General features: G+C 53.5%; 28 protein-coding genes. 4 read left to right on the top strand and 24 right to left on the bottom strand.

Annotated elements, in window-relative coordinates; translation table 11 throughout:
• The 10 genes from ABY734_RS07505 to hldE all read right to left on the bottom strand — a co-directional run.
• On the bottom strand, window positions 1–387 hold a 387-nt coding region (locus ABY734_RS07505), incomplete at its 3' end, for a TVP38/TMEM64 family protein (protein ID WP_372778348.1).
• A 136-nt stretch (window positions 388–523) separates the two neighbouring features.
• On the bottom strand, window positions 524–1,432 hold the full coding sequence (locus ABY734_RS07500) for a radical SAM protein (RefSeq protein WP_372778347.1): 909 nt from the start codon (window positions 1,430–1,432) through the stop codon (window positions 524–526).
• Window positions 1,432–2,472: a methyltransferase domain-containing protein gene (locus tag ABY734_RS07495; protein WP_372778346.1), complete on the bottom strand. Its 1,041-nt coding sequence runs from the start codon at window positions 2,470–2,472 to the stop codon at window positions 1,432–1,434. The genes ABY734_RS07500 and ABY734_RS07495 overlap by 1 nt, the downstream gene beginning before the upstream one ends.
• A 46-nt stretch (window positions 2,473–2,518) precedes the next feature.
• Entirely contained in the window at window positions 2,519–2,764 is a 246-nt protein-coding gene (locus tag ABY734_RS07490) for a zf-HC2 domain-containing protein (protein WP_372778345.1), read from the bottom strand.
• The gene (locus tag ABY734_RS07485; protein WP_372778344.1) at window positions 2,758–3,372 is read right to left on the bottom strand and encodes an RNA polymerase sigma factor; all 615 of its coding nucleotides are present in this window, start codon (window positions 3,370–3,372) and stop codon (window positions 2,758–2,760) included. Before ABY734_RS07485 ends, ABY734_RS07490 begins: the two co-directional genes overlap by 7 nt.
• 63 nt (window positions 3,373–3,435) lie before the next feature.
• Window positions 3,436–3,732, bottom strand: a complete 297-nt coding sequence (locus ABY734_RS07480; protein ID WP_372778343.1) for a hypothetical protein — start codon at window positions 3,730–3,732, stop codon at window positions 3,436–3,438.
• Between the two features lie 2 nt (window positions 3,733–3,734).
• Window positions 3,735–4,313 (bottom strand): GNAT family N-acetyltransferase, encoded by a 579-nt coding sequence (locus ABY734_RS07475; protein WP_372778342.1) that lies wholly within the window; start codon window positions 4,311–4,313, stop codon window positions 3,735–3,737.
• Complete coding sequence (locus tag ABY734_RS07470; protein ID WP_372778341.1) at window positions 4,310–4,720, bottom strand: gamma-glutamylcyclotransferase family protein; 411 nt, start codon at window positions 4,718–4,720, stop codon at window positions 4,310–4,312. The genes ABY734_RS07475 and ABY734_RS07470 overlap by 4 nt, the downstream gene beginning before the upstream one ends.
• On the bottom strand, window positions 4,720–5,334 hold the full coding sequence (locus ABY734_RS07465) for a class I SAM-dependent methyltransferase (RefSeq protein ID WP_372778340.1): 615 nt from the start codon (window positions 5,332–5,334) through the stop codon (window positions 4,720–4,722). Before ABY734_RS07465 ends, ABY734_RS07470 begins: the two co-directional genes overlap by 1 nt.
• A 17-nt stretch (window positions 5,335–5,351) precedes the next feature.
• A complete protein-coding gene (gene hldE, locus ABY734_RS07460; protein WP_372778339.1) occupies window positions 5,352–6,788 on the bottom strand; it encodes a bifunctional D-glycero-beta-D-manno-heptose-7-phosphate kinase/D-glycero-beta-D-manno-heptose 1-phosphate adenylyltransferase HldE in 1,437 nt (478 codons plus the stop codon).
• Between the two features lie 120 nt (window positions 6,789–6,908).
• On the opposite strand from hldE, the gene ABY734_RS07455 reads away from it, so the two are divergent.
• Entirely contained in the window at window positions 6,909–7,520 is a 612-nt protein-coding gene (locus ABY734_RS07455) for a class I SAM-dependent methyltransferase (protein ID WP_372778337.1), read from the top strand.
• Between the two features lie 178 nt (window positions 7,521–7,698).
• Complete coding sequence (locus ABY734_RS07450; protein ID WP_372778336.1) at window positions 7,699–9,414, top strand: alpha/beta hydrolase; 1,716 nt, start codon at window positions 7,699–7,701, stop codon at window positions 9,412–9,414.
• 20 nt (window positions 9,415–9,434) lie between these two features.
• On the opposite strand, the gene ABY734_RS07445 is transcribed toward ABY734_RS07450, so the two are convergent.
• The 5 genes from ABY734_RS07445 to rfaP form a co-directional block, all read right to left on the bottom strand.
• Window positions 9,435–10,511 carry a prenyltransferase gene (locus ABY734_RS07445; RefSeq protein ID WP_372778335.1) on the bottom strand — a complete coding sequence of 359 codons (1,077 nt, stop codon included), beginning with the start codon at window positions 10,509–10,511 and terminating at the stop codon, window positions 9,435–9,437.
• Entirely contained in the window at window positions 10,508–11,239 is a 732-nt protein-coding gene (locus ABY734_RS07440) for a class I SAM-dependent methyltransferase (protein ID WP_372778334.1), read from the bottom strand. The genes ABY734_RS07445 and ABY734_RS07440 overlap by 4 nt, the downstream gene beginning before the upstream one ends.
• Window positions 11,226–12,542: a glycosyltransferase family 4 protein gene (locus ABY734_RS07435; RefSeq protein WP_372778333.1), complete on the bottom strand. Its 1,317-nt coding sequence runs from the start codon at window positions 12,540–12,542 to the stop codon at window positions 11,226–11,228. Before ABY734_RS07435 ends, ABY734_RS07440 begins: the two co-directional genes overlap by 14 nt.
• A gap of 134 nt (window positions 12,543–12,676) precedes the next feature.
• Entirely contained in the window at window positions 12,677–14,716 is a 2,040-nt protein-coding gene (locus ABY734_RS07430) for an acyltransferase family protein (RefSeq protein WP_372778332.1), read from the bottom strand.
• A gap of 198 nt (window positions 14,717–14,914) precedes the next feature.
• A complete protein-coding gene (rfaP, locus tag ABY734_RS07425; RefSeq protein WP_372778353.1) occupies window positions 14,915–15,715 on the bottom strand; it encodes a lipopolysaccharide core heptose(I) kinase RfaP in 801 nt (266 codons plus the stop codon).
• A 152-nt stretch (window positions 15,716–15,867) separates the two neighbouring features.
• Between rfaP and ABY734_RS07420 the strand changes: the two genes are divergently transcribed.
• The gene (locus ABY734_RS07420; RefSeq protein ID WP_372778331.1) at window positions 15,868–16,563 is read left to right on the top strand and encodes a class I SAM-dependent methyltransferase; all 696 of its coding nucleotides are present in this window, start codon (window positions 15,868–15,870) and stop codon (window positions 16,561–16,563) included.
• Window positions 16,564–16,567: 4 nt separating this feature from the next.
• A complete protein-coding gene (locus tag ABY734_RS07415; protein WP_372778329.1) occupies window positions 16,568–17,794 on the top strand; it encodes an O-antigen ligase family protein in 1,227 nt (408 codons plus the stop codon).
• On the opposite strand, the gene ABY734_RS07410 is transcribed toward ABY734_RS07415, so the two are convergent.
• The 9 genes from ABY734_RS07410 to rfbB all read right to left on the bottom strand — a co-directional run bounded on the left by ABY734_RS07410 (window position 17,745) and on the right by rfbB (window position 26,606).
• Entirely contained in the window at window positions 17,745–19,115 is a 1,371-nt protein-coding gene (locus ABY734_RS07410) for an undecaprenyl-phosphate glucose phosphotransferase (protein ID WP_372778328.1), read from the bottom strand. The genes ABY734_RS07415 and ABY734_RS07410 overlap by 50 nt on opposite strands.
• 3 nt (window positions 19,116–19,118) lie before the next feature.
• Window positions 19,119–20,210: a glycosyltransferase gene (locus ABY734_RS07405; RefSeq protein ID WP_372778327.1), complete on the bottom strand. Its 1,092-nt coding sequence runs from the start codon at window positions 20,208–20,210 to the stop codon at window positions 19,119–19,121.
• 132 nt (window positions 20,211–20,342) lie between these two features.
• Window positions 20,343–21,266, bottom strand: a complete 924-nt coding sequence (locus ABY734_RS07400) for a glycosyltransferase family 4 protein (protein WP_372778326.1) — start codon at window positions 21,264–21,266, stop codon at window positions 20,343–20,345.
• A gap of 73 nt (window positions 21,267–21,339) precedes the next feature.
• Window positions 21,340–22,182, bottom strand: coding sequence for a glycosyltransferase family 2 protein (locus tag ABY734_RS07395; RefSeq protein ID WP_372778325.1), 843 nt, complete (start codon window positions 22,180–22,182; stop codon window positions 21,340–21,342).
• The gene (locus tag ABY734_RS07390; RefSeq protein WP_372778324.1) at window positions 22,183–22,929 is read right to left on the bottom strand and encodes a hypothetical protein; all 747 of its coding nucleotides are present in this window, start codon (window positions 22,927–22,929) and stop codon (window positions 22,183–22,185) included. It abuts the gene before it with no gap.
• Window positions 22,930–22,963: 34 nt separating this feature from the next.
• Window positions 22,964–23,548, bottom strand: a complete 585-nt coding sequence (locus ABY734_RS07385) for a haloacid dehalogenase-like hydrolase (RefSeq protein ID WP_372778352.1) — start codon at window positions 23,546–23,548, stop codon at window positions 22,964–22,966.
• The gene (locus tag ABY734_RS07380; protein ID WP_372778323.1) at window positions 23,538–24,245 is read right to left on the bottom strand and encodes a class I SAM-dependent methyltransferase; all 708 of its coding nucleotides are present in this window, start codon (window positions 24,243–24,245) and stop codon (window positions 23,538–23,540) included. Before ABY734_RS07380 ends, ABY734_RS07385 begins: the two co-directional genes overlap by 11 nt.
• Before the next feature lie 44 nt (window positions 24,246–24,289).
• Entirely contained in the window at window positions 24,290–25,618 is a 1,329-nt protein-coding gene (locus ABY734_RS07375) for a hypothetical protein (RefSeq protein ID WP_372778322.1), read from the bottom strand.
• Window positions 25,548–26,606 carry a dTDP-glucose 4,6-dehydratase gene (gene rfbB / locus ABY734_RS07370; RefSeq protein WP_372778321.1) on the bottom strand — a complete coding sequence of 353 codons (1,059 nt, stop codon included), beginning with the start codon at window positions 26,604–26,606 and terminating at the stop codon, window positions 25,548–25,550. Before rfbB ends, ABY734_RS07375 begins: the two co-directional genes overlap by 71 nt.
• Between the last annotated feature and the right edge of the window lie 7 nt (window positions 26,607–26,613).

The following is a 26,613-nucleotide window of genomic DNA, read 5'->3' as shown; positions in this document are numbered from 1 at the left end:
GTAAAACGTCCAGGTCCGAATGGGGGTGAGCGCCATTAACAGGTTGATGACAAAGAAGGGAAAAATCGGCACTAGCCGAATGGAGAAAAGATAGAGCGCACCGTCGCGTTCAACACCGCGATTAATGGCCTTTAAACGCTCGGAAAATTTTTCCTGCACTGCATCGTGCAACAGATAGCGTGTAACCAGAAAGGCGAGCGTCGCCCCCACACTGGCAGCGAAAGAAGCCAACACTACGCCTTTCCACAAGCCAAAAATCGCCCCAGCAGCCAACGTCATGATTGCCGCGCCCGGCAATGAGAGCGCCGCAACCAGGACATAGGCGGCAAAAAACATGGCGCCGGATATCACCGGCTCGGCAGTGACATAGCCTTGGATGTCTGACAACTGACTCTGCAGATACTGAAGGTTCAGATACTGTCCGATATCGAAAACAAAAATTGCACCCCCCGACAGAAGCAGCAACAAGACCAGCAGAAGTTTTTTGGGCGTATTCAGAATACTCTCCTCAGGTGGCCTGCGATCAGATTTCGCTGCAGGAAGCACCGTGTTTGAAACAACTGAAGCAGCGGTGATGGCGCAACATGACCCGCGGCCTCAGGCTCTCCCTCAGGGTCGCCCCAAGATTATAGTCCGGGTCATCATCAACCAAGGTGCAGGCATAGACGCCCAGTTTCCCGTCCTGTTTCACCACCATTCGGCTGAACGCACACATGAATTGGGCACGGCTTTCTGCAGTATGGTGCTCCGTCATGCAGTTTTCTGTAATCTCCGGCACCTCGGCTTGCGAGCCCGGCGGAAGAAAGTCGGGAAAGGACACCAAGCGAATCGATTCAGGCAGACCAACGGCACGCAAGTGTTTCTGAAACTCGGCCTCCACCTGATCAGTATCTTCATCTGCCTCCCATTGCCGGGCGATGGATACCTCAAAACCCTTTGCGTGCAATTGCTGCAAGGCCTCGAAGGACTCCTCAAACGTACCCTCACCTCGCCCCAATTCGTGACGTTCTCTGTCTGGGTAATCAATGCTGATCCGAAAACGCAGGGGATGCGGCGCGTCACATAAGGGCTCTATCTGCGCCATGCGCTGCAGCAATGGTCGTGTGCCATTTGTAAGTACCAGACATGGCCGAAACTGCAGTGCGTAGTCGAGTATCCGGTGGAACTCCCGTGCAACAAAGGGCTCGCCACCGGTAAAGGAAAAGTTCTCCACGCCCAGCTCGACCGCCTCATCAATAAACGGCTTAACATCTGCCAGCGTCATCAACTGCAGGCGATCGTCACCGGGTTTGGAGCCTTCCAGGCAGAAGGGGCATTTCAGGTTGCAGGCGGTACCAGTATGAAACCAGAGCTCGCGCAGTGTCGGCGTGTCGATATAGCCGCGTGGCTCACCGGCAGACGTGGCAATCCAGCTGTTCGTTCGGGCCAACATCAGCAGCAGGCTCCCGCTTCTGCGCTGTCGTCCCTGCGAAAGGGCATCTGGTCACCGCAATCCGGGAAGATACCGTAGTGGGTATCAAAGTTGCCGATAAACTCAAAATACCGGGCAAAACGCGACTCTTTCAGCATGCGGTAGGTGTTGCCGCACACCGGAAAAACCCGCCCTTTTTCAATCTTGTGGTGGCCATCAAGTACAAACACCGCGTCACTGCCGGAAACGCCACCGCGGTAGATGACGGCTTGGCCGTAGTCCTCGCAGGCTGGCTCCAGGCCGTCCAGTTTGAAAAGTCGATAGGTGGCAGAGAAGAAAGCAGCCGGAGCCAGACGCTCAGCAATGGCCGGGTTGTTGATGCCCAGGGGGCGATCTTCTACCAGACGTGGGTCGGCAAAACCGCTGCGCTTGGCCAGGTTCAGAAAATCATTCCAGTACAGCGCGCCGCCCAGACATTCACCGTAGAGCACAGGATCACTGCGCAGCGCATCCGGCAGGCGGCGGTCACAGTAAACGTCGGAGAAATAAAACTCTCCGCCCGGTTTCAACACCCGGTGGACTTCCCGCAGGACCGCGTCCTTGTCCGGTGACAGGTTGATTACACAGTTGGAAATGACGATATCAAAACTGTCGTCCTGCAGCCCGAGCTCGTCCAGTTTTTCGATATATCCTTCGAGAAACTCGACGTTGGATCGCGCGTAGCCGAACTGTTCCCGGTGGTAGTCCTGGTGTTTGCGGGCAACCGCAAGTTGCTCCGGCGTCATATCGACACCCACGACAAAACCCTGCTCACCCACGAGAGCCGACAGGGCGTAGACATCGCGACCACTGCCACTGCCCAAATCAAGAATACGCATACCGTCCAGTACCGTCGGCGCCACCAGACCGCAGCCATAATAGCGGTTCAATACTTCCGGATGTAATTTGCCCAACACCGGTTTCAACCATTCCGGAGGCGCGACATCACAGCAGGCATCAGTTTGCAGATCACTGCTGGATTGCAGCTGCTTTCCGTAATAGTCTTTTACGTCGTTTTGCATATCACCTCTTTTGTTTTCGCAGTCTGCGCCAGCGCCCGCCCAGTCACTAGGGCTGACCGCCCATCGACTTATCGGCGTTTTTAAGCGCCGTCATCACTCTGCGGACTTCATTCTCACTGGCCTGCCCGTGCATACGTGGAATCGCCCGGAGCAGATGCCGAAACTGCCTCACATAACGACGGCAGTGGCGGCAGATGATGATGTGCATGCGCAGCGCAAAACGCTCGCGACCGCTCAACTCGCCGGCCAGCAAGGCGTCGGCCTGATGTACGACCTCCCTGCATTTCAGCATTCACCGGTCTCCTGATAGTGGTCTACCAACTTGAACAGTTGCGTGCGCGCCCGATGCAGAAGCACACGGGCATTGGATGCGCTGATTGTCAGTTCGTTACAGATTTCGTCGAACTCCAACCCGCCCGCATCGCGCAGTTCGAGCATGGCCCGCTGCGACGCGGGCATGGACAACAGCAAGCGACTGAGGCAATCCGCCAGTTCGCTCTGCATCAGCAGGCCATCCGGTGACTCATCGTGCCAGGTAACGGGTGGCTTGCTCCAGTGCCCGCCCTCGCGGAAGCGATCGGCCAGCGGATGCTGATCATCATCCAATTGCAGTGACACTTCACGGCGGGATTTTCGCAGCAACATGCGGGCCTCGTTGATAACGATGCGCGTCAGCCAGGTTCGCAGCGCCGAGCGGCCCCCAAAACCCGGCAGCGCCTTGTGCGCTTTGATCCAGGCGTTCTGAACCACCTCTTCCGCGTCATCAATACCGACAATCGCGGTCGCGACCGCCATCAGTGTCCTGTGGTGAAACCTGACCAGATCGCTAAACGCGCTGTCGTCGCCGCGCTTCAGTGCCTGGATGTCGGGGATACCCTCTGAGACAGCCTCTGCACTCATGTTGTTATCCTTTTCAAACCCCACAAAATGTGGCACGTCTTGTTAAGACCACAGAACCGCCGTCTATATCCGGATTTTCTGTCGTGCTACCCACGAGAAGTGGCGCTGCAAGGTGGGATCGGCCCGCAAAGCGTCCAATGACGCGAATTGCCTCGCCAACGTCATTTCATCGTACGTCCGGTGAATCCCGTTGTGGCACTGCCGACAGATCAACACCCCCTCATTCAGCTGCTCCCGGGAAAAATGTTTGCGGTAGTAGGTTCGGCGATGCAGTTTGCGCGGAATCAGATGATGCAGGCTGAGCTGGCAGCGACGCTCGCACAAGGGGCAGATGCCGAGTTTCTTATCCCTGCCAACCACAGCTACCGGGGATCACGCCACATTAGAAACAGTGGCGGAGCATCAATGGCCGCCCGCAACTCTTCCACAATCTCAAAACCAAAATGGCGATAGAAGCCGATATTGTCCTGCTTGGAATTTTCCAAGTAGGCCGCCTGCCCTTCCGCATCCACTCGTTCTAGGGCCGCACGCATCAGCTGTCCGCCCAAGCCTTTACCCCGGCAATCAGCGCGGGTTGCGATGGCAAATAGATAGTAGTGCGGCAAGGCGGGGTGCTTGCGCGTCATGAGCTCATCGATTCTCAATGCATTGCGCGCGGCCTTAAGGCCACCCTTGCCAACAATGTGTCTGGCCATGTTTAAGGTTGACCAGAGGCTAAAGTGTTTGCTCACGCCGGGGGGAAGCCAGAGCGAGCCGGCCTGATTGCCGATAAGGTGACCAAAGCCCTGCGGCAAGTAGAGATCTTTCGCCATCAGGGTATACAGTGGACGCAGCACTGCAGTATTGCGAAAGGCCCAGCAATTGACCGGGTCGTCGGCAAAGCCGTCAGCAATAATATCGCCGATCAATTCGTGCTGCCCGGGCCTCAACTCCTCAATCATGCCTGCCGCTGCGCCATCGCTTCGCACTGCGCCCTTGCGTAACGCTCCGCTTCCGGGCCGTACTGCCAGGCTCGCCGGCTGAGCCGCGAACGATAGCGTGGCCTGATAACGTAAGTTCCGGCCTCTGCGGTTGAGCCGTCTGCCAGCGTCACTTCTACTTCCTCGCGTCGATAGTACTCCCCTTCATAGCGATCAATCCGCTGCCAGGCTCCAGGAGGAATATTACGCACCAACTGTCCCACCACACGCCCATCGTCGTCAGCGACAATGGCCGGATAGGCCGCCGCTTTAACTGCAAGACAACTAAAGCCATCGAGTACAGCCTCTTCAACGCTTAGCTCTCTTTCCACCAGAGCCCGCAGCAGCGGCTGGTACATCAGTGTTCCGTAACAGAAGAGATTGCCCATTATTGAGCGAAGCCTCGGTAGCGGAAGCCTGCAATTCGCGGTGTTTTTGGCAGGTAATCGGCCTCCAGCTCGCGAATGGAAAAGCCGGCCTGGGTAATCAGCTCGGGGATTTTCCGATTCAGGTGACAGCCGCCGGCAATCTTCTTCCACAGCGGATTAACGCGATTTTGCCAGCGGGCAACGGCCTCATCGGGAGCCGCACCGTGTTCGCAGAACAGCAGCTTACCCCCGGGTTTCAGCACCCGCTTCATTTGCTCCAGTGCGGTTTCCCAATCCGGGATGGTGCACAGGGTAAAAGTCAGCACAACCGTGTCGGCACTGTGACTGTCGAGGGGAATCTCTTCCCCTGGCAAGCCTAGCCATTCCACCTGCACCGGAGACTGCTGAAGATTCTTTTGTGCCTTTTTGCGCATACCGTCAGAAGGCTCAAGCCCCCAAACAAAATCAACTTTGTTTGGGTCGTAGTAGCGCAGATTCAGCCCGCTGCCCATGCCGACTTCGAGAACCCTGCCTTCCGCGGCGGCCAGCACGTGCTGACGCTGTTCCATAATCACTTTGTCGCCGCAGGCGAAATCAATAACATGCGGCAGAATATGTTGCTCGTAGAAAGACATACGGCCCCCTGAGCTGATTATTTTGGCCGGTTTTTTTCCAGCACTTTTTCTACTATGGCCGTGGTGGAGCAGTCATCAAAAAATGACAGCACTTTCACTTCACCACCGTAACTTTCGACTATCTGCCAGCCGACCACACCTTCCTTATCGTAGTCGCCGCCTTTAACCAGCACTTCCGGCTTGAGCACTTCCAGCAGCGGCTCTGGGGTATCGTCATCGAAACAGACAACCCAGTCCACCGCTTCAAGACCCGCGAGCACCGCCATGCGTCGATCCTGAGGATTGATAGGTCGCCCGGGCCCCTTGAGCTTGGTAACAGACTGGTCGCTGTTGACCGCAACCACCAGCCGGTCTCCCAGTTTGCGGGCCTGCTCGAGGTAGCCCACATGCCCTGCATGAATAATATCGAAACAGCCATTGGTAAACACAATACGCTCACCGTGGGCACGGGCATCTTCCAACGCCAGCTGCAGCTGATCGACGGTAACGGCACCGCGCTCGCTGCCCTGCTCCCGCTGCACCGCACGACGCAACTCCGGCGCACTGATCGCCGCCGTACCCAGTTTGCCGACCACAATGCCAGCGGCCAGGTTGGCCAGCGCCACCGCATTGGGCAAATCATCGCCGGCGCCCAGCGCCGCCGCCAGCACCGAAATCACCGTATCTCCGGCGCCGGTGACGTCAAACACTTCCCGCGCACGGGCCGGCAAATGAAATTCCGGCTCACCGGGACGAATCAGGCTCATGCCGTATTCACCGCGAGTCACCAACAGCGCCTGCAGTTCCAGCTCGTGAATCATCGACTGGGCCTTTTCCACCAGATCCTGCTCGCTGGTGGTCTTGCCGACGATGGCTTCAAATTCGTGGAGATTGGGAGTCAGCAATGTGGCCCCGCGGTACTTGCGAAAATCCGTGCCCTTCGGGTCTACCAGTATGGCGATGCCCTGTGATCGCGCCGCCTGAATCAGCGGCTGAGGGTCCTGCAAAGCGCCTTTGGCGTAGTCAGAGATTACCAGGGCTTTCGCCTCTTTCATCGCCGCCAATGCGGTTTTTGACAGTGCCTCGGCGTCATCCGGCATAAAGGGGTCTTCAAAATCCAGCCGCAAGAGTTGTTGATGGCGGGAAATGACTCGCAGTTTGGTAATAGTCGGATGAGTTGGGGATACTTGAAGCTGACAGAGAATATTCGCGGCCTCGAGACGCTGCTGTAACACGCCGCCGGCCTCGTCACGACCAACAATCCCAGACAGCACTGAGGCACTGCCGAGCGCCGCGATATTGAGAGCCACGTTACCCGCGCCGCCCGGCCGGTCTTCGATCTGCTTTACATCCACCACCGGCACCGGAGCCTCGGGCGAAACCCGGGACGTATTGCCATGCCAGTAGCGATCCAGCATCAGATCACCCACTACCAGAACGCGGGACTGATCAAAACGCGGCATATGTAATTTCATGCAGATCTTCCTTATTCAGAGGGGGCAAATCATAGCATACGGCTGGCCCGAATCACCGTTGCCGCTCGGGGCGAAATTGGTTAATGTGCCCTGCCTTTCGCAACCATTACCGGGTATCTCATGGATTTGCCGCTCGACATTGACTCAATCAAGGGCTTTCTGGCTGATGATGAAGCTGCAGCTCTCTACAATGCGGCACTGCTTCAGGCCAGCAGAGGGCCGGTACTGGAAATCGGCAGCTACTGCGGCAAATCGACCGTCGTGCTCGGCAGCGCCTGTCAGCAGCAGGGCAGCATTCTGTATGCGGTAGACCACCACCGCGGCTCGGAAGAGCACCAGAAAGGGGAGTTCTTTCACGATCCCGAGTTGTACGACGAAAGCGAAGCGCAGTTCGACAGCTTTGGCGAGTTTCGACGCAATATTGCCGCGGCCAGGCTGCACGATACGGTGGTGCCTATTGTTGCCAGCTCTGAGGTGGCGTCGCGGCACTGGCAGACACCGCTCGCCATGGTTTTCATCGACGGCGGCCACAGCCTGGAAGCGGCTCTGAGTGATTATCGCTGCTGGGCCGGGCACATCCTGCGCGGTGGCATCCTCGCCATCCACGATCTTTTTGACGAGCCTGAAAATGGGGGGCAGGCCCCTATCGCCATTTACCGGCTGGCACTGGCATCAGGTCTGTTCCGGCCCATTGAGCGCGCTTCCTCGCTGGCGCTTTTGGAACGCATTTAGCGGCTCATTCTGCAATCCGCAGGCGCCAATCATCACGTTTATCGCTTCAACCGCGATTTAGTTGCTACAGAATTAGCATTTTCAGGCTAATTGTCTTTGATTTTCGAGTTGACGTGCTGCGAGCGCTACCACGCAAGCCTATAATGACGGTATGCGTTCAAATCCGGTAGTAAGTCGTATGTATTTTCGCTTTGCCTCCTCCTTCACTCTGCTCCTGACAATCCTCGCGGGCGGCTGCGACAGCAGCAGTGATCGCGACGAGATCGCCGAAAGGCTTACCCGCGAAATTATCATCACCTCACCGGCACCCAACGACAGCAACGGCAACCTCACCACTGCGATCACCGCCTCCCTGTTTCTGCCGGATGAGCACAGGGATGGCAAGGCCTACCCGCTGATTATTCACAGCCACAGTTGGGGGGGCAGCAGAATCTCTTCCGAAGAGCTTCGCGCCATGGAGCCGGCAACCGCCGCATCTTCTTCAGACTACGGCAGTCAGGTTGACTCCCAGCTCGCAGCCCTTCGCGAAGCAGGTTATGCCATTATTTCTTTTGATCAACGCGGCTTTGGCCGCAATGGTGATGATGGCGACGAAGGTTCAGAAGGCGGCAGTCACGGCATGTCGCCGGACTTTGAAATCGAAGACGCCAAAGCCGTTGTCCAGTGGGGGGTGGATAACCTCAACCTGTTGACTGACGATGGCGACCCCCGTATCGGACTGCTCGGCAGTAGCTACGGCGGCGCCTTTCAGCCCATGCTGGCGGCGGAAGATCCGCGCATTGACGCGATTGTCCCCTCCATGACCTGGCACAATCTGGAGGCCTCATTCGCCCCTAACGGTGTCCTTAAGAAAGCCTGGCTGATCGCCATCTGCAACAAGGTTGTCGATGAAGACGGCGCCGAACTATCCGCCGAAATGGAGCTAGCCTGCACACAGGTTCGCCTGAATAATTCACGCGAGATTGAAGACGCTCGCATCACTGAATCACTGTTTTTCGATAACAGCCTGGCCTCTTACGAAGCCGACTCCAGCTTTCAAATGCCAAAAGTCGACGCCCTGATTCTTCAGGGGGTGCGCGACACACTCTTTCCTCTGAACGAAGCGTTGAACATGCATCGCTACCTGAGCAGCGCCGGCGGTGACGTCAAAATCATCGCCCACGAAAGCGGGCACAGCGCAGTTCGCTCCGGCCCCGGTTCCCAGGGCGCTATCGGGCAAGCCTACTGCGGGAGCATTGACGCTATCACCGCTATTCGCCGCTGGCTTGACGAGAAACTCTATAAGCGCGCTGCGCTAGCACTGCCTGATATCTGTGTCGCGCTGGACAATCAGACTGGCGTGCATGTCACCAATGTAGCCCCGGCCACATCGGCGCATCGGGTAGCCATTTCGCCCGTAGCCACGGTAACAGGAAGCAGCGAAAACAACGTGCGCTCCGCCGCTGACGAGGCCCTGTTTTTCGCCCTGAGCCAGACCATTACACAAACCAACCAGATTCTGCTCGGCACCCCAATTGCCCGACTGACGGTTTCTGCAAGTCCCTTCAATTCTGACCCTACACCGCTTACCGGCCCCAACGCTGCCGGTGTTTTTATCGGCATCGGTATACAGAGAAACAATCGGATTTATCTGGTGGATGATCAGGTCCAGCCGGTGCTGTCATCGGACAATCGAACAGGGGCAACACCGGAGCCTATCGAGCTGGTGGCGGTTGCGGAAAAACTGGAGGCGGGTGACCGCGTGGGGGTATTGCTGTATGGCAAGCACGATCTCTACGAAAACCACCCCATTGGCAGCGGCGGAACCGGAACCAACTGGGATAACAACGCGGCAACGATTCTAGGCAGCGTCGACCTACCCATTATCGAAGTCGACAACCTCGACCTAAGATAGCCCTTCCGGTTCGAGACAGCTCAGTGAGCCCGTTCTACATCGAGTGATTCAACAGATTCCGCTTCGAGCAGCGAAACCCGATTAAACAGATGGTGGGCTGCGGTATGTTCGGTCAGCGCATCGGCCGCCAGCAGGATCGCACCAGCCGTCCAGGTGGGCTTCTCGTCCGGCCACATCAGATCTTCGACAAACTGATAACCGGTCCAGTACTCACCGCTTTTGAGGCGCCACTGGTGCAACCAGCTGTATACCGTTACCGCGCGCGCGTGATCGCCAGCGGCCAGCAGGGCCATAACCAGCTCACAGGACTCGGCTACGGTCACCCAGGGCTCATCAGCAACGCAGCGGCAGCCCATATCCTGCTCGACAAACTCGGACCAGCGTTTCTGCAGATGCTCTTTGGCACGCGCTTTCGGGTACGCCCCTGACAGGACCGGATAAAACCAGTCCATGGAGTAACGCGATTTGCTTTCCCAGGTGCGATCAAAACGCTCGGGTTTGTTGCGCAGGGCATCACCCAGGCGCTCGCGCGCCGTTAACCAATGCGCTCTATTCTCGCCCAAGGTAACGGCAATATTGTGCGCGCACTCCAGACTCTTGTAGATAGAGCTGCAGCCCGTCACCAGCGCATCTTCCATCGATTGACCATTGGTATCGACAGCCCAGTTGATATCGCCGTAACGGCTTTGCTGCGACAGCACAAACCCTATCGCCTTATCAACCACCGGCCATAGCCTGCGCAAAAAACCATCGCGACGGGTGATCAGGTAGTGGTGCCACACGCCGGTGGCAACATAGGCGACAAAATTGGTTTCCCGCCGTTCACGGTTTTCGACTTCACCGTCGCGGTAGGCCGCCCACCAGCTGCCGTCGGCCAGCTGATTTTCGGCAAGCCAGTCATAGGCCGCCTCAGCGGCATCGTATTCACCGCCGATACTCAGCCCCATGGCCGCTTCCACGTGATCCCAGGGGTCTGCGTGCCCACCCTCAAACCAGGGGATCAATCCGTCGGGGCGCTGAACATGCTTGATAAAACCGACGGTTGAGTCAAAAAAGGATTTGGGGAACAAACCCTTGCTCAGAAAAACGCCACTCATTGCGCAGCCCCCTGAGCGTCAGCCAACTTGCGAAAGTACATCACCACGCTCTTGCCCACTACTGGATTCAAGGCCCGCTCCAGCACTTGTGTGGTGCGCGGTCGCTCCAACAGATCCCATACCAGCAGGCGGTGATACTGGCGAATCAGGAAATTGTTGTCTTGATTTTTCCAGAACAGGCACTTCAACCACCAGAACGGGGCGTGCAGTGCGTGCGCCCAGTGGCGATGATAAAACTGAAAACCCAGCGCCTGAATCTGCCCGCGCAGCTTGCCTGCATCAAAAATCCGTACGTGACCGCCTTCCACCTTGTGGTAGGCCTCACTTAACGCCCAGCAGATGCGCTCCGGCCAGGCCCGTGGCACACTCGCGCAAAACAGACCGCCCGGCTTGAGAACCCGCTCGATTTCTTTCAACACAGAGCGGTAATCCGGGATGTGTTCCAAAACCTCGGAGCAGATAATCTTGTCAAAGGTGTTGTCGGCAAAGGGCAGCTGCAGTGCGTTGGCCTGACTGAGACCAAAGCCTTTGGCTTCGTTGGCAGGCTCGGCGAAATCAGCAAATTTTGCTTTCGCGGTCTGCAGGTCTTTCAGGCAGAGGTCTACACCCACGGCAGTTACATCGGCCTCAACAAAGGCCGAAATAACATGTCGCCCCTCACCGCAGCCAAGGTCTAGCACGCGGTCGCCGGATTGAAGAATAAAGTGTTTGAAGTCAACGGTTTGCACGAGCGATGACCTTCCAGTAAAAGTCCGTCATTTCCAGCGCAGCTTTGCGCCAACAAAAAATCTCTTCCATACGCGTGCGGCCTGCGCGAGCTATCTGTTCACGCAGCTCGGCATCATCGAACAAACGCGCTACCGCATCCGCGATCGCCGCACTGTCACGCACCGGCACCTGTATACAGGCATCGCCCACCACTTCCGGCAGGGCCCCGCCGTTGCTCGACACAACCGCAGTGCCGCAGGCCATCGCCTCGCCCGCGGGCAGACCAAAGCCCTCATATACCGACGGTACAACAACCACTTCCGCTTCGTTGTAGTAGCGAACCAGCTCCTCGGTGCTGATACCGGTGACACAGCGAATCCGATCGGACAGCCCCAGCCTTTCTATCAGCCGCTCGGTGGAACCACCCGGCTTGGGCTTGCCGACCAGCAGCAGCTCCAAATCTGGGAATCGCTCAATCAGCGCAGGCAGGGCATTGATCAGGTAGTGAGCGCCCTTCAGCGGCGCGTCAGCCGACACGGTTGCCATCAGGCGGTAGCGCTTTTTCTCCACGCCGGGCATGGGGTGGAACACGTCGGTATCGATACCACAGTGGACCAGATCAATACTGTCCGGCGCGATATCAAACGCCTCGGCGATGTCCTGCCGCGAGCATTCCGACACGGTCACCACATTGCGCAGGCGCCGCGCGACCTTGCGCTGCATGGTGATAAATGAGTGCCAGCGGCGAATCAGCAGGCGTTGCCAGGCGTTGCGGGCCGCACTCAGGGCAATGTCCAGGTCACTGGTGATCGGGTGATGGATGGTCGTCACCAGCGGGAAGCCTTCTTCCTGAAGCTGCAGCATGCCCCAGCTAAGGCTTTGATTATCATGAATAATATCGTAATGACGACCGTGCTTTCGCAGATACTTCACTACTCGCCGGCCAAAACAGTAAGGCTCGGCGAAACCTCCAGTGAGCTTGCTGGTCCACTCAATAATATTCGTGGTCGAGGTCAGATGATGTGGTCGCAATGACGCCAGCCCATTCTCGAAAAGATTCAGGCCCGGCATTTTTATCAGCCGCACGCCTTCATCCAGGTGGGGGTAAGGCTCCCCGGAAATGACGTCTACCTCGTGACCCGCCTCCAGCAAGGCTTTGCTGAGATAGCGAATATAGATACCCTGCCCACCCCCAAAGGGATGGCTGCGGTATCCGAGGATACAAACCTTAAGCGAGTGCTGATGAAGCCCCTCGGCGATGGGCACGACGTCGGCAATTTGGGGCCGCGCCTGCTGGGATTTGGCTAGCTGCTCTGAACGCATATCCGATACTGGCTTGAATTTGTTATCCCCTGCACAGCCAGTAGCGGCTTTTTCGGCAGCAATGCCGAGGGGTTGTGAACCTAAAGACGTTGTATCTTACTGAAATCGACGGGGGAGTGTAGCGACAAAAACGGTCAAAATCTAGTCACTATACGGTTGGATAGGGAGCCAATAGGGAATTTGTCCATCACATCGGAGACCAGCAAGCTAGCCCCTGCGTCATTGACATGATCGTCATCGCGATACCAAAGCCGACCTTCTGAGTCATGAGCATAGCAACGGCCAAGCGACCTATCACACATAAGCTCTTCCGGTCGCACGCGAACAAGCAGAGGGTGGCTACCCAAGCTATCAAAAGCCTCGGCAACCGGTTGTAAGCGCTGCCTGTAACGGTCAAGACCAATGGAGATTTCCGGCACAGCCCGCTCCTTAAGCAAACGCTTGAACTGATATTGAGGGACATGCCACCCCATCTCCGGAACCGGATAGACCAGCACAACCCGTTTACCTGCTTTCAACAATAGCTTTACGGGCTCAACAAACCCGCTGACTAGCGCTGACTCACGGCCTGCTTCTTTGACAGCTGGCTCAAACCACCATTGGCGCCCCGTCTCTATGCCGCCCTCACCGTTATTATAGGCGCCGCGGTCAAGGAAATAAGGATATCGCCCAGCGATTACCACGCCTTGAATATCTGGCCGTAATAAGCGCTCCATCAGTTGGCGATTATGCGTTTCACAGGCGCGCTCCCGATCCCCGGCGAGGCTTACGCCGAGGGCGAATGCACACGCGTTCTTGAAAATGGCGTACCCCCCCACCTGCTGCTCCCGGAATGCCGCATCCAGTTGGTTTGTAAGCGCAGCTGCATGAGAATCACCCACTAACGCCCAATTGCGCTGCGCATCAGGCGAACCTATGGGACACGGAGCCTCTTTTAGCTGTTCGTAGCAAAGAACACCATCGGCGGTAACAGCAATCTGCCCAGCATCACCATCCTGATAGGCTGAAAGGACAATATCTGGCAGCCTTTCCTTAATTCCATGCTTGTTGTCAACGTAATTCGCAACACAAAAAATGACGACGGTAGAAGCTGCGAGAACAAGCCAGAATGTTTTGGCGGGAATACGCTTGCGGTTGCGAAAGGGCACCTCAACCAGGCGATAGGTCACAAATGCCAGAAGGAGCGACAATAAGGTCAGACCGAAATAGCTGACCCCGCCCAAGGTATCCGGAAAATACCAGCGCCCCAAAGCAAACACCACTTGGTGCCACAAGTAGAGCGAGTAAGAGATCGCCCCTAACTGCAGGAGTGGGCGAATCGACATAAGCCTTGCCAAGATGCTGTTTTCATTAGCAAAGCCGATAAAGAACAAAGCTCCCATCACCGGTATAAGCGTCGCTGGACCGGGATGGGCCCAGTGGATAGTGGCGATGCAAAACACAGCGGCAACAGACAGCGCGCCAGCATCAGCGATAAACGCATGAAATCTCTCCGGTACCGTTGCTCTGAGCCTCGCTTCGTTGAGCGCCAGCAATGATCCGGCCGTAAACTCCCAAAATCGCGACAGCGGAATGTAGAACGCGGTTTGCTCATGGCGGTAAACCAGCACAAGTGCCGACGCAAAAGAGACCAAGGTGACAACTACCAGCAGCTGGTTAATGCTGACCCAACGCCTCGCATAAGCACAGACCAAGAAACAGAGCGGGATTAGAAGATAATACTGCTGCTCCAAACCCAGCGTCCAAAGATGCATAAAGGGCTGAAGCCCCATATCTGCGTCAAAATAGCTTGAACTGGAGACCGAAAAATACACATTCCCTGCAAGACCCAAGACCCAAAGTGCGCTTTCAGCCATACTTTCATAGGCGGCTGCGGGCATCACAAAGTAAGCACCTACCAGCGAGCAAAGTCCTATCACATAAAGGGCGGGGAAGATCCTGCGGGACCGGCGCTCGTAAAAACCCATGACGGAAAAGCGGCCAGCGCTCATATCATTCATTATGATAAACGCCATCAGATAGCCGCTAACCACAAAGAAGATATCAACCGAAAAATATACCCCCTCGAAGGCCGCAACACCTGCATGAAAAATGATAACAAGCAGCACGAGCAAACCGCGCAAACCCTCGATTTCCGGCCGGAAACCGGCCGCTGCTTGCGCCTTGGCAGGCACAGCTATTGCAGGGCAGGGCTGGGCAACTAGTTCTCTAGTCCGCATTGTGCAGAAGTACCAAAATTGGGTTATTGAAGGAGTAGGAGGTGAATGGTAGCGAGATGGGATTTTTACACAATACGAGGAATGTGCATATTTACTTTTTTTGCGGGACATGTCACAGGATTAGCCCCCTACCCTTAGAAAGTATGGACCACATCACGCCGGCCTGTGGTACTTCCTTAAATACTTTTTGCGCAACTCATCGCCCGCCTTGCGGATGCGGTCGAGCTCTCGACCATCACGGCTGAATACATCCCGTAAGGGACGGTCAAAGTAGACCCGCAGGAAACGCAGCAGGTCTCGATCACTTAGAGGGATATGTGCGGCCGACGAATAGAGGGCTGCTAGGTCCTTACGTCTCCAGCGCAGGGGAACGCTTTTCCGAATCTGCGCCCGATGTAGATCGATCAACGCGGGGCGAGGGTTGCCCAGATTGCCTCGCTGCAGGAGAAAGTGACACAGATAGAGGTCCCGGTGATTGACGCCCGCTTCGTGCATCTCCTTGACCATACCGGCAACCACCCTGATCAGGCGGATTCTAATTTTCGCCGGGGGAGGAATCTCACCCCAGTCGGCAGTGACTTCTTCCAGGCTGGGTGCGTCAGCAATTTCTTCAGTGATCAGGAAAGAACGCCGACTGGCTGGGCTGCAGCCGACCGTGCCAAAGCCCACCGCGGTCATTGTATCGACACCCCGCTCAGCAAGCAGTTTGATGGCTGCCCTTTCATTTTCTGCACCCAAAATGGGCAAGCGGAAAAACAGCAGGTTTTTTAGTATTTCACCCCACCCAACTCCCCGGTGAAACTTTAGAAAATAACCCTTTCCGCCGTGCTCGAAGCGTAGCGTGGTGCGGTCGGGCATCGCACGGAAGACCCTTCCTTCTAATGCCTCAACATAAGCAAAGGGGTCACCCTCGCAGCCCAACTCCGGAGCCAGCCACGCATCGCGTCCACACATTCTGCTTAAACTGCTTGTCACGTCAGCCCACCACTTGATACCGGAGCCGGCCTTTACGCCGGACATTCATAAAAACTGCGCGAAATTATAGGGAAGTTCCACTAGAATAGGCAGCCTAATTGACAGTGCATGATTCAGGACAGTACTACAACATGACAGTAGACAGCTTTTTGCAAAAGGCCTGGTCGGAATCCGGCCCCAAAGTCATCAGCGGATTTTCACGCCCGCTTTACCACAATTGGGCAGGACTGGTTTATGGCCGCAAGTACGACAAAAAAGCCTACGGCGGCATGATTCGGCATACCGAAGCCGGCATGCTGACCCAGTGGGCTTCCCAGATTCCTGAGAATGGCGTTGTCGTTGAAATCGGCTGTTACGGCGGTCTCTCCACGAGCTACTTGCTCAATGGCTTGCAAAAAAGGCATGGCAAGATCTTCGCTATCGACCCGTTTAACTCGGACTTGGAAAAGCAGGCGGAGCTAACAGACAACTGTGTGCCGCTAGAGCAGAAGCCCACTAAAGAGCTCGTTGCCTCGCGTCTAGATGCTAACGGTTTCTCCGGCATGTTCGAACTGATAGAAGGCTACTCTCAAGAAGCCGCCAGGAACTGGGACGCCTCAATCAAGATTGATTTTCTGTGGATCGACGGCAATCATGAGCAGGCCTACCAGGATTTCAAGGACTTTGAACCCTACCTCGCCCCCGGTGCCAGAGTGGCTGTCCATGACGCTCACCCACGCTACGGTTATGATGCTGTGGTAGAGGACGTAAAAAAAATATTCAACAGCCGCAAGTGGAACGACCTAGAGCACGTAAAGAGCATCATTTCCGGTCGCATAGCCGACTAATCCAATGAACAACAGTACTTTAACCCGGCCAGCTGTACCAGCAGCACTTCAGGGGGCGCTTGTGGCTGGCTTCTATGTTTTTATGTGCGCTTGGTTCATCGCACCATCGCGCAGCGCCCACCACACTATTGTTTATCTGGCCTTTCTTTTTCCGTGCCTGTTGCATCTTCTCTACACCCTGTGGTGCAGGAGCGATAGCCTTAGAGGGCTAGTCTCGCCCGTCTTTCTATCGCTGGCCATTTTTCTGGCCTATATGGTCATCTCCACGTTGTGGTCAGACATTGCTGAAGAGCCCGGGCACTACCTTAAACGAATGGTTCAGACTTTACTTTTTGTTTACGGGGTTTACGCTGTTTGCCGCTTCTCACCTGCGCATCTTGAAAAAGCGATACTCTGCTGCGTGGTGCTATGCGTAATTTGGCTGGCAGTGAACGAACTGTATTTTGGCGAGACCGCTTACCTCAGCGATCGCTTCCGGGGTGCCAACGCAGGCCTACACTATCTCCTTACCGGCGCACTACTCGGAGCGATTCTCGTATTGGGAACCCACGTCATGCTTCAACGCCTTTCTTACAAAGGTGTCGACATGCCCGGTATAGTGCTGGCCTGCCTTCTGGCCGGCGTCTTCTACGGCGTCTTGCTAACAGAGTCTCGCTCAGCCCTACTTGCACTGGTGGTAACTGCTGGCTACTGGTTTTTTGATACTCCGAATATTCGGAATTTTAAAATCATCGCTGTTATAGGGGCCGTCGGTGCAGCCATTATGCTGGCACCATATGCAGAGCTGTTTATTTCTCGAGGGTTTTCCCAGCGATTCGAGATATGGCATGCAACCCTGCAGTGGATTCTCGAAGAACCCTGGTTTGGACATGGATTCGGCGCCGAATACATTCTGCATGTCAGCAGCGGCGAAGAGCTCTACGATGCTCACAATATACATTTGGAAGTGCTGTTCGAAGGGGGATTGGTTGGAGGGTTTCTTTGGCTTACCTTCTTATCGACTCTTGCAAGCTGTGGCTGGCGAGCACGCAACACTGCAATGGGGAAATGCCTACTCGCCTTGCTTATCTATTCCGTGAGCGTTAAGTTTTTTGAGTCTCGCGGCATTTTAAGCCGACCAACAGAGTTCTGGCATTTACTATGGCTTTGTGCCGGGATAGCAATGGCCTGCGATGGTTTTGCTAGTAAGCGTTCCGGTGAACCAACCCTCGAAACAACGTCAACACGATAATTTTCAGGTCAAACAGCAAGGACCAATGCTCTATGTAGTACAGGTCGTGCTCAATGCGAGCCTGCAGGTCAGTATCGCCACGCCAGCCATTGACCTGCGCCCAACCGGTAATGCCAGCTTTAACCTTGTGCTTCAGCATGTAACCAGGAATCTCTTCCTTGAACCTGTCAACAAAGTAGGGGCGCTCAGGCCGGGGCCCCACAATAGACATGTCTCCTTTTAGCACATTGATAAACTGAGGCAACTCATCAAGGCTGGTACGACGAAGAAACCCACCAAATCTCGTCGATCGATTATCCCCCGGCCTTGCCCACACCGCACCACTTTCAGATTCCGCATCTACTGGCATAGACCTGAACTTAAGCATATAAAAGCGGCCGCCATTCCAGCTTACGCGCTCCTGTCGATAAAAAACCGGGCCCGGTGAGCTCAACTTTACGCCAAGCGCTATCACCAGTAACAGAGGGCTGACAAGCAGCAGTATCACGGCCGATAAAACTTTGTCTTCCACAGATTTGATCACCCGATTCAATCCGTCCATCGGACTCATTGACAGATTAACGACAGGCAAGCCTGCAACAACGCTAGTTGAGTGATTCAAAAGACGGAAGCCATAAAGGTCAGGCACTAGCCTGATGTCCACCATGGAATGCTTGAACAGCTCGAGTATTCTTTCTAACTCTGCGGCACGCACAAAGGGGACCGCAATCCAAACCTGATCGATATCATTCCGTTCTACAAAGTCCAGAGCCGCGTCGACCGGACCGCGAACATTAAGCCCAGGACAACTCTCTTGATCATCAGAAAAATAGGCCACAACTTGGAGTCCGGTCACCCCAGAATCCGAGAGCTTCTCGAGCGCACTGCGCCCTATCTCCGCATATCCAATAATTACAACTCGGCGACGGTTGATACCTTTGCGCCGCAGATAACGAACCAGCGAATTAACTGAAAGCCGCCCCGCCTCAACGCCAACAAAGCCGAAAACCAACCAGGAGCCATACCAAAGTCGTGAGAAGTGATCACTGGTCTTGGTTACAAATAGGAACAGCGATAATAAAAGAAAGACAAGCAACCAGCCGCCAAATGTCGAGCCAAGCGCAATCGGATGATCGCGGTATAAGCCCAACTGGGTAAAAATAACTCCAGTAAGCAGCACCGCCAGCAAAGTCAAATAGAGGTACTCTCTGGGATCAGCGTCAACCAGAGGGAACCCGACGTAAAGCAACAAAGCAACCAGCGAAATCACCACGATGTCGGAGAGCTGCGTCAGGAGAACTACCAAGCTGGAATGGTCTCGACTACTCGTATTTCCTATCATGATTTACTTCTTCACCATTTTTTCATTAATAAAGTTTGTGATTTTCGATCTAAAATGGCTTTTATCGAACTGGCGTGCGTATTCCCGAAGCTTCTCCGGTTCAAAATCAACCGCCCCAGTCTCAAACCGCTCTACGGCTTCATTCAATGATTCGACGCTCTGCTCGGTAAAGAACAGACCGGACACGCCTTCCTTCACCGTTTCCAGTGCGCCGCCTTTTGCATAAGCAATAACCGGCGTTCCCGAAGCCATTGCCTCTACTGGCACCATGCCAAAATCTTCGACACCAGGAAAGATAAGTGCCTCAGCGTCGGCGTAAAGGTGCTTTAATTTTTCAAACTCTACCTTCCCAAGAAACTCTATATTGGGGGTTGCGTGAGCAGCGAGTTCCTTGAATTGCTCACCGCCCCCAACCACTTTAAGCGACTTGCCATTCTCAGCAAACGCGCTCACCGCCAGGTCGGCGCGCTTGTAGGACACCAACTCGCCAACCAGAAGATAATACCCCTGTTTCCTGCCAACCACATCAAATTCATCTACCGCGACGGGAGGGAAAATCACCTCAGAGTGCCTGTGATAATACTGGCGTATACGGCTGGCAACGTAGCCTGAATTAGCTACGAAATACGTGACTCGTTGAGCCGTCGATACGTCCCACATGCGCAAATAGTGAAGCAAAAAGGGCATAAATAGTTTCTTGAGCCAACCGGAGCGCTCCCTATAATCATGGTACATATCCCAAACGTAGCGCATTGGCGAGTGGCAGTAGCAAACATGCAAGGCCTCAGGATCAACGATCACACCCTTGGCAGGGCCCGACTCGCTGGATATAACCAAGTCATAACCACGCAAGTCCAGCTGTTCAAGAGCGAGCGGCATAAATGGCAAGTAAATCTGGTAGAGCCTTTTAGCAAAGGGCAGTCTGTTAATAAAGCTGCTCCCCCGATAGCGTCGCCGAACCGCTTCGCTAACCGCATTTTCGTCAATCACGTGAGAATACACATCAGCTTCCGGGAAGACATCTAATAACTCCTCAAGAACTTTCTCCCCACCCCGCATGCCAACCAACCAGTAATGTACAATCGCAACTTTCAATGTTTCCCACCAATTTTTCTAATGGTTTGAGCGCCGGGACTGACAAACGCACAAGCACGCCCCCAATAGTGAACGATATGGCCGCAAGCCTCTCGGCCCTAGTTTTTCTTTAGATTCTCGCTCAATCATGCGCTATTGAAGCACATCCAGCACAGCACAAACCCTTTTCACCACGCTATCCCACTGATAGTACTGTGAACGCCGAAGCCCCTTTCTAATTAAAATTTCCCGAACGCCAGAAACATTGTGTTCGAGCTTCTCAATTGCCTCAGCTATCTCATTGAGGCTCCGAGGATTCACCAGAACACCGGCATCTTCAGCCACTTCAGGCAAAGAGCATACATTTGATGCGATAACAGGCGTGCCACAGGCCATTGCTTCAACAACAGGCAGCCCAAACCCCTCATAAAGAGAAACAAACAAAAGCGCGGACGCGCCTCTATAATAAGTCGCGAGCTGATCGTCGCTACAACGCCCAAGGAAAACAACACGATCTTCCAGTCCTAACTCACGTAAATACGCTGTCAACTGTTCCGTTGGATGCCCGGTGATCAAGACTCTTGAATTTGCATTCACCTTGGCTGTGGCAAATGCCTTTAGCGTTAACTCCTCATTTTTATGCCGCTTCCTATTAGACACCATAAGGTAGTAGGGATATCCCGGCTGATGACTCTTACCTTCCGGTTGGAATATTGGCGAAACACCATTCCCAACAACTGTGACCTTTTCAGACTTTACTTTTGCCCATTCGACGATTCTTTTTTTTGAGTACTCTGAAACTGTCAAGATCGCCGCAGATTTTCGACACGCGCGCCTGATTATGAAACGGTAATAGAGCAGGTGCATTAGATTACGCTGGGGGAACTCTATATGATTCAAGTCGTGAACAGTAAAAACATAGCGAGACAAACCAAATATCGGCGCATTAAACCCGGGCGAAAAAGTAAGTCTATGCCAATTAAACAAACGCCATAGCGATAGGATAAGGCAATCCACGGGATTGGTCGGGGAACATATATGCGGCACTACATGCCCAAATTCGATACCCTTTTCCAACTCAGATGAAAACCTCCCAATACCATGAGCACCACTCCATCGAGCATCAAAAGCGACCGCCCTCATGCTAAACCTACTCACCGCTAAGCCACCCCAAGTAGCGCCCCGTCATCACCGATCGATAGTATTTGGCTTGCTTTATATTGAGCTTAAGCAAAGCAATGACGAAACCACCCAATGGACGCAACAACATATACATAACAAACCAGGTTGGGTAAGCGTGTTTTCTTAATACTTTACCCATCCCTTCGCCATACTTTCGTGCCCTTGCTATGTCACCATCACCATAAGAGGTAACTTTTTGGGGGTGATATACTTTTATGTGAGGCTGAAAAGCAAACTCACAGCCTGCGGACATCGCTCTAATCAAGTAGTCCGTCTCTTCACCAGATTGCCATGGTGAACCAGCACCAACACCCAACCGAACATCAAACTCCCCCACACTATCTACGCACTCCTTGCGCATGAAAATTGTGTAGGATATTGCCAGCTTCCATACATTCAGTTTGTTGCCAGACTCAGGGGTGACCGGCCAACTACGCTGAGAAAATTTTCCGTTTTCATCAATACTCTGACCCGCCAGAATCCCTCGAGGATCTTTTTCAAAGACAGCTGAGACACTATCAAGCAACCCCTGAGGGTACCAGCAATCATCGTCGGGAAAGCAAACGATATCGCCACTTACATAGTTCAAACCTTTGTTGCGGGCGATGGACAGTCCTCTCTGGCTTTGTAGATATACGATCTCAAAACGACCGCTATACTCGTCCAGCAACGAACGAACACGGTCGTCATCATTTTGATCTACAACAATCAACTCAAGCTTGGGGTAGCCCTGCAGATCGAGCGAAGAAAGAAATCTAGCAACCTCCTCACGTCGACCTACCGTCGCCAGAATAAGAGAAAATTTAAGCATCTAACTCACAACCTTTTGTGAGTCATTGCCAAACATCAACTTTCTCGCCCAAGACACCAAGTAATAGGAACCAAACACATAAATCAACGCTTTAGACTCCAAACCATAATCCAAGCTACCTGAGATCGCGTACAAAACCGGCAGCGAACAGAAAAACCATAATGGACCGTCGGCCACACTATCTCTTTCAGCTCCACATTTTGAAAGAATATAGGCCACCACTCGACCACTACCGTAGACAATAAATACCGGGACAAGTATCGCCAAAGCCCGATCAAAACTTAAAAATAACAATGTCGCTGGAAAATATTTTAAGAATGCGAGCCAACTAAACGTTACAAACCGAGCATTTGAATATGGAGTCGAGAGCTCCCCAACCCAAGTGTGCACAAATAGAAGCATTAACACTGCGACCGAGCACACCAAATATTGCAAAATCGCCGCCGACTCATACAGCCCACCAACAACTGCGACTATCAGAAGAAATTGCACTCTCACAATGACAAAACAGAAAACATAGCCACTGGAATTACTTCTATACCCGCGCTCAGGACGCTCCACCGAAGTTTTCGCCCTATCATTGTACAAATACCCTACTTCATAAAGAGCCAAGAATGCATAATGAAACAAAGGGTAAAATAGTGCTTTCCAGCCAAGCTCCAAAAACAATATTACTGTTAGCGGCAAGAACTCTAACCAAACAAACCCCACTACCGGAACAAAACCTGGATAGCGGGTAGCTACCATATACAACCCTGGAATGAGCTCTTTTAGCGCTCTACTAGTCATTTTCAATAAACCAGAACTTTTCAGCGGCTTGCATCAGGTCCTCATCTTCTGGATTGTCGGTAATAGCTTCGAAATCCTTACCATCAAAATGGGGGAGCGCACGGAGCTCTGCAAGTTTGTTTCCCGTCGAATCCCGCTCAATTACGCCCTGACAGTAATCTCCGGTATATCTAAGCCGCGTCGCCACATAACCCTCAGCGTTAAGAAGCTCAGCAAACGCACTAACAACCACATCCAAAGATGCACTTGCTAGGTAAAGCTCACCACCGGCTTGCTTATGGGAAACAACTCGATCTAAAACCTCTTTACGAGGCAAATTTTGTAAAGCAGAGCGGGCATAGCTTCTTGCTATTGCTTGGAGATCAAACTCTGCAAGCCCCATAAGAAGACGAACAAGCAATCGCCTCTGCACGTCGCCAGACAAGCGAGTCAGCACTATAGTTGCGGGCCGCGATAACAGGCAATGGGCCACCGCTCGCCGTAACAATGGCATTTCTCGAAATAGTAGTAGGCCGTGTGTCGTATTGGTTTTGACAAGAGTTCCGCAAAGATCAACCACCAGGGTTTTACTCTCCATCACTTTCGGCCACCACTACCAAATTCAAACCGAGCGGCATTCGAACCCCATCACTTCCAAACTCCCCAATTGCCTCAATACGCCTGACACACCGAAATAGCGTCCGAATCAGCAGTCGCCCAATTCCCATTAGGCTGGAAAACGACAAAGTATCATCGTCGCCCACATGAATTACCCGAAATCCTGCCATCTCGAGGTGAAGCCCCAGAACAGCTGAGGTATAGCTCCGAAGATGCGTGCCATCGTTATACCTCCAATATGGAGCGAAGGAGGCCGCGGCATTAGGGACAGAAACATAAATTCGCCCGCCCGGCGAAAGTGCACGCCTCGCTGCCTCTAGAACTTTCGACACCTCATTCTCAGGCATGTGCTCAAGAACATCTTTGAAGATAATAAACTGCATATCTTCGTATGCAGATAACGCAGCCGCTGTATCATCCACCTGCTCAGCCTGAAAGCCCAAAGAACGGCTGAACGCCACCTGGCCCTCATCCCTATCTAGGCCGGTGCAGTTTTTATAACCCTTAACTGACAACCACTCGAGCAAAATGCCTGCTCCGCAACCAACATCGATTACACCGACATCTTTAGCTTCCGGCAAAAACCGACCAATTGTCCGTTCAAATGGCCCCCAATGACTTTGGCGACCACTTTCAGATAGGTTATTGACTCTTTTGTAATGCTCAAAATAATTCACGGGAACTACCAGTTAAATATCTCATATCGTCTACCTTTTTGATCTCAGACAGATGCTCTTACCTGAGGCCGTAAAATGTAACTTGTTTGCATGGAGAACAAGGCAATGTACGCAGCATACTTCGCTGCAACCACCGCGACTATACCCTGCTCCCGAAACATCAGAAAAACAACTAGAGATGCCAAGCAGCCTGCACCTAACGAAAAGGCCGAGGCCAGACCACGGTTATGCATAACAAGAAGCGTTCCCTGGCACGCAACGAGCGAATCGAGCAAAATCGTCGGCGCCAACCATTGCATTACGACTGCCGCATTTGGGAATGCATCTCCATACACGATAGTCGTCAGCCATGGCGCGAGCAGGAAAGTTGCGACCGATGCAATCGTTCCGTAGAAAAAAAACACAACGAAAAATCGAAGCTTTGACTTCAATTCACCGTTTAAAAGACGCGCAAAATGCGGTGAGAAATACTGTGTCAGAATCCAGCCCACAGCATAAATACTAAAAACCAGCCTGAATGGCGCCGCAAACAATGCGGATTCATTTTCCCCCAGGAAAGCACCAGCCAGAAGAATTTCAAGTGAATGAAAAATAGTATTAATTGCAAATGAGCTCGCTAATGCTATAGATGCGGTCCAAGCCAGCTCTGCCCCGACATTAAGTTTAGTGACGCCCTCATGCTTGCCATCAATGGAAACCGAATACGCGGTATGCTTTTTCAGGAAGTACCAGCAGATAAAGGCGAAGACGCCATAACCTGAAAGCACCATAAAAGCGAAATAAGTGAGATTAACATCAAAAACAAGTGCGAGCGCTGCAAAAGCAATTAACACTAGGCCATAGGCACCGCGCGCTATCGCAACCTGTCCTGTTTGCCCCAGCGCAAGCAACCCCCAGTCCATGGAAAAAAAGTAAGGAAGATACGCAATCAGGAGTAACGCCAAGCTAAAAAATGCGGAAATATCGTCAACCAGCAATGCGCTACAGACAAGTGCGCCCGGCAACCCCGCAATCAACACAGAAAGAGCACGTCGCACCATTACCACACGCACTACTTCACGGGCATTGTTCTGTGCCAGCGATATCAAACGGATTCCGCTAGCGCGAAACCCCAGGTCTCCGAGCGACAGCAGAATCATACTTGCCGTCTGAGAAAGGACAACCAAGCCAGCTTGCTCTTGCGGCAAAACCCTTGCAGCAACAGCCAAAACCACCACATTGGCAACTTTCCAAAGAAGATCGCCAGCGGCAAAGCGCGCTATTTTTAACCCCCGAGTTAGCAACCCAAAAACTCCACAATCCTCACAATTGCTGCCGCCACCATTGCGGATTGGCCAAGAACCAATCCGTTGTTCTTGAAACACCTTCTTCAAAATAGACGGCTATCTCGAAGCCAAGCTCACGGCGCAATTTTTCGGCGTTAATGGAATATCGTCGATCATGGCCAGCGCGATCTTTGACGAAAACCAGTTTACTTGAGCATGGTAACCCCTTGGCGGGCGGGGCCAGCGGGTAACGACCTGCCAGATCAGGATCATCGGCAAACTTCCGGTCAAGGGATTTGCATAACACCTCAAGCAAAGTTAAGTTATCCAACTCATTGTGACCACCTATATTGTAAACTTCTCCGGAAACCCCGTTTTCCAGTACCGCCTCTATACCGCGTGCATGATCCTCTACATACAACCAGTCGCGGATATTCTTGCCATCACCGTATATCGGAACTTCTTTCCCCAATAATAGATTGGTAATTGCCAGCGGGATCAGCTTTTCAGGAAAGTGGAACGGCCCGTAATTATTCGAGCAGTTACTGGTAGTCACCTCCAAGCCATAGGTATGGTGGTAGGCACGCACAAGGTGATCTGAAGCCGCCTTGCTGGCCGAGTAAGGTGAATTCGGCTGATATTGATGCTGCTCAGTAAAGGCCGGCGCATCCGGCTCCAGCGAACCGTAGACCTCATCGGTACTGACATGGTGGAAGCGGTGCGGGACGCCATCCCCTGCCAGCCAGACAGTGCGGGCGGCTTTCAGCAAAGAGTGGGTACCAAGCACATTGGTTTCAATAAAAGCGTCTGGCCCGGTAATCGAGCGATCGACATGACTCTCTGCCGCAAAATGGACGATGGTATCCAATAAGCGCTCGCGCAGAAGCTTTTCCACCAGTGCAGTATCGTTGATATCACCGTGAACGAAGGTAAAGCTCGGATTGTCTTCAGCGGCAGCAAGACTGGCGCGGTTTCCCGCATAGGTCAGCGCGTCCAGAACAACAACTTCATCGCGCGGATGGCTCTTAAGCCAGTAGTGAACAAAGTTGCAGCCGATAAAACCGGCGCCGCCGGTAACTAATAATTTTCGTGACATCTATCTG

Source organism: Litorivivens sp., from assembly GCF_041624475.1.
In the GTDB taxonomy this organism is placed as follows: Bacteria; Pseudomonadota; Gammaproteobacteria; order Pseudomonadales; family Spongiibacteraceae; genus Litorivivens.
This window is presented reverse-complemented; position numbering and strand designations above follow the sequence as displayed.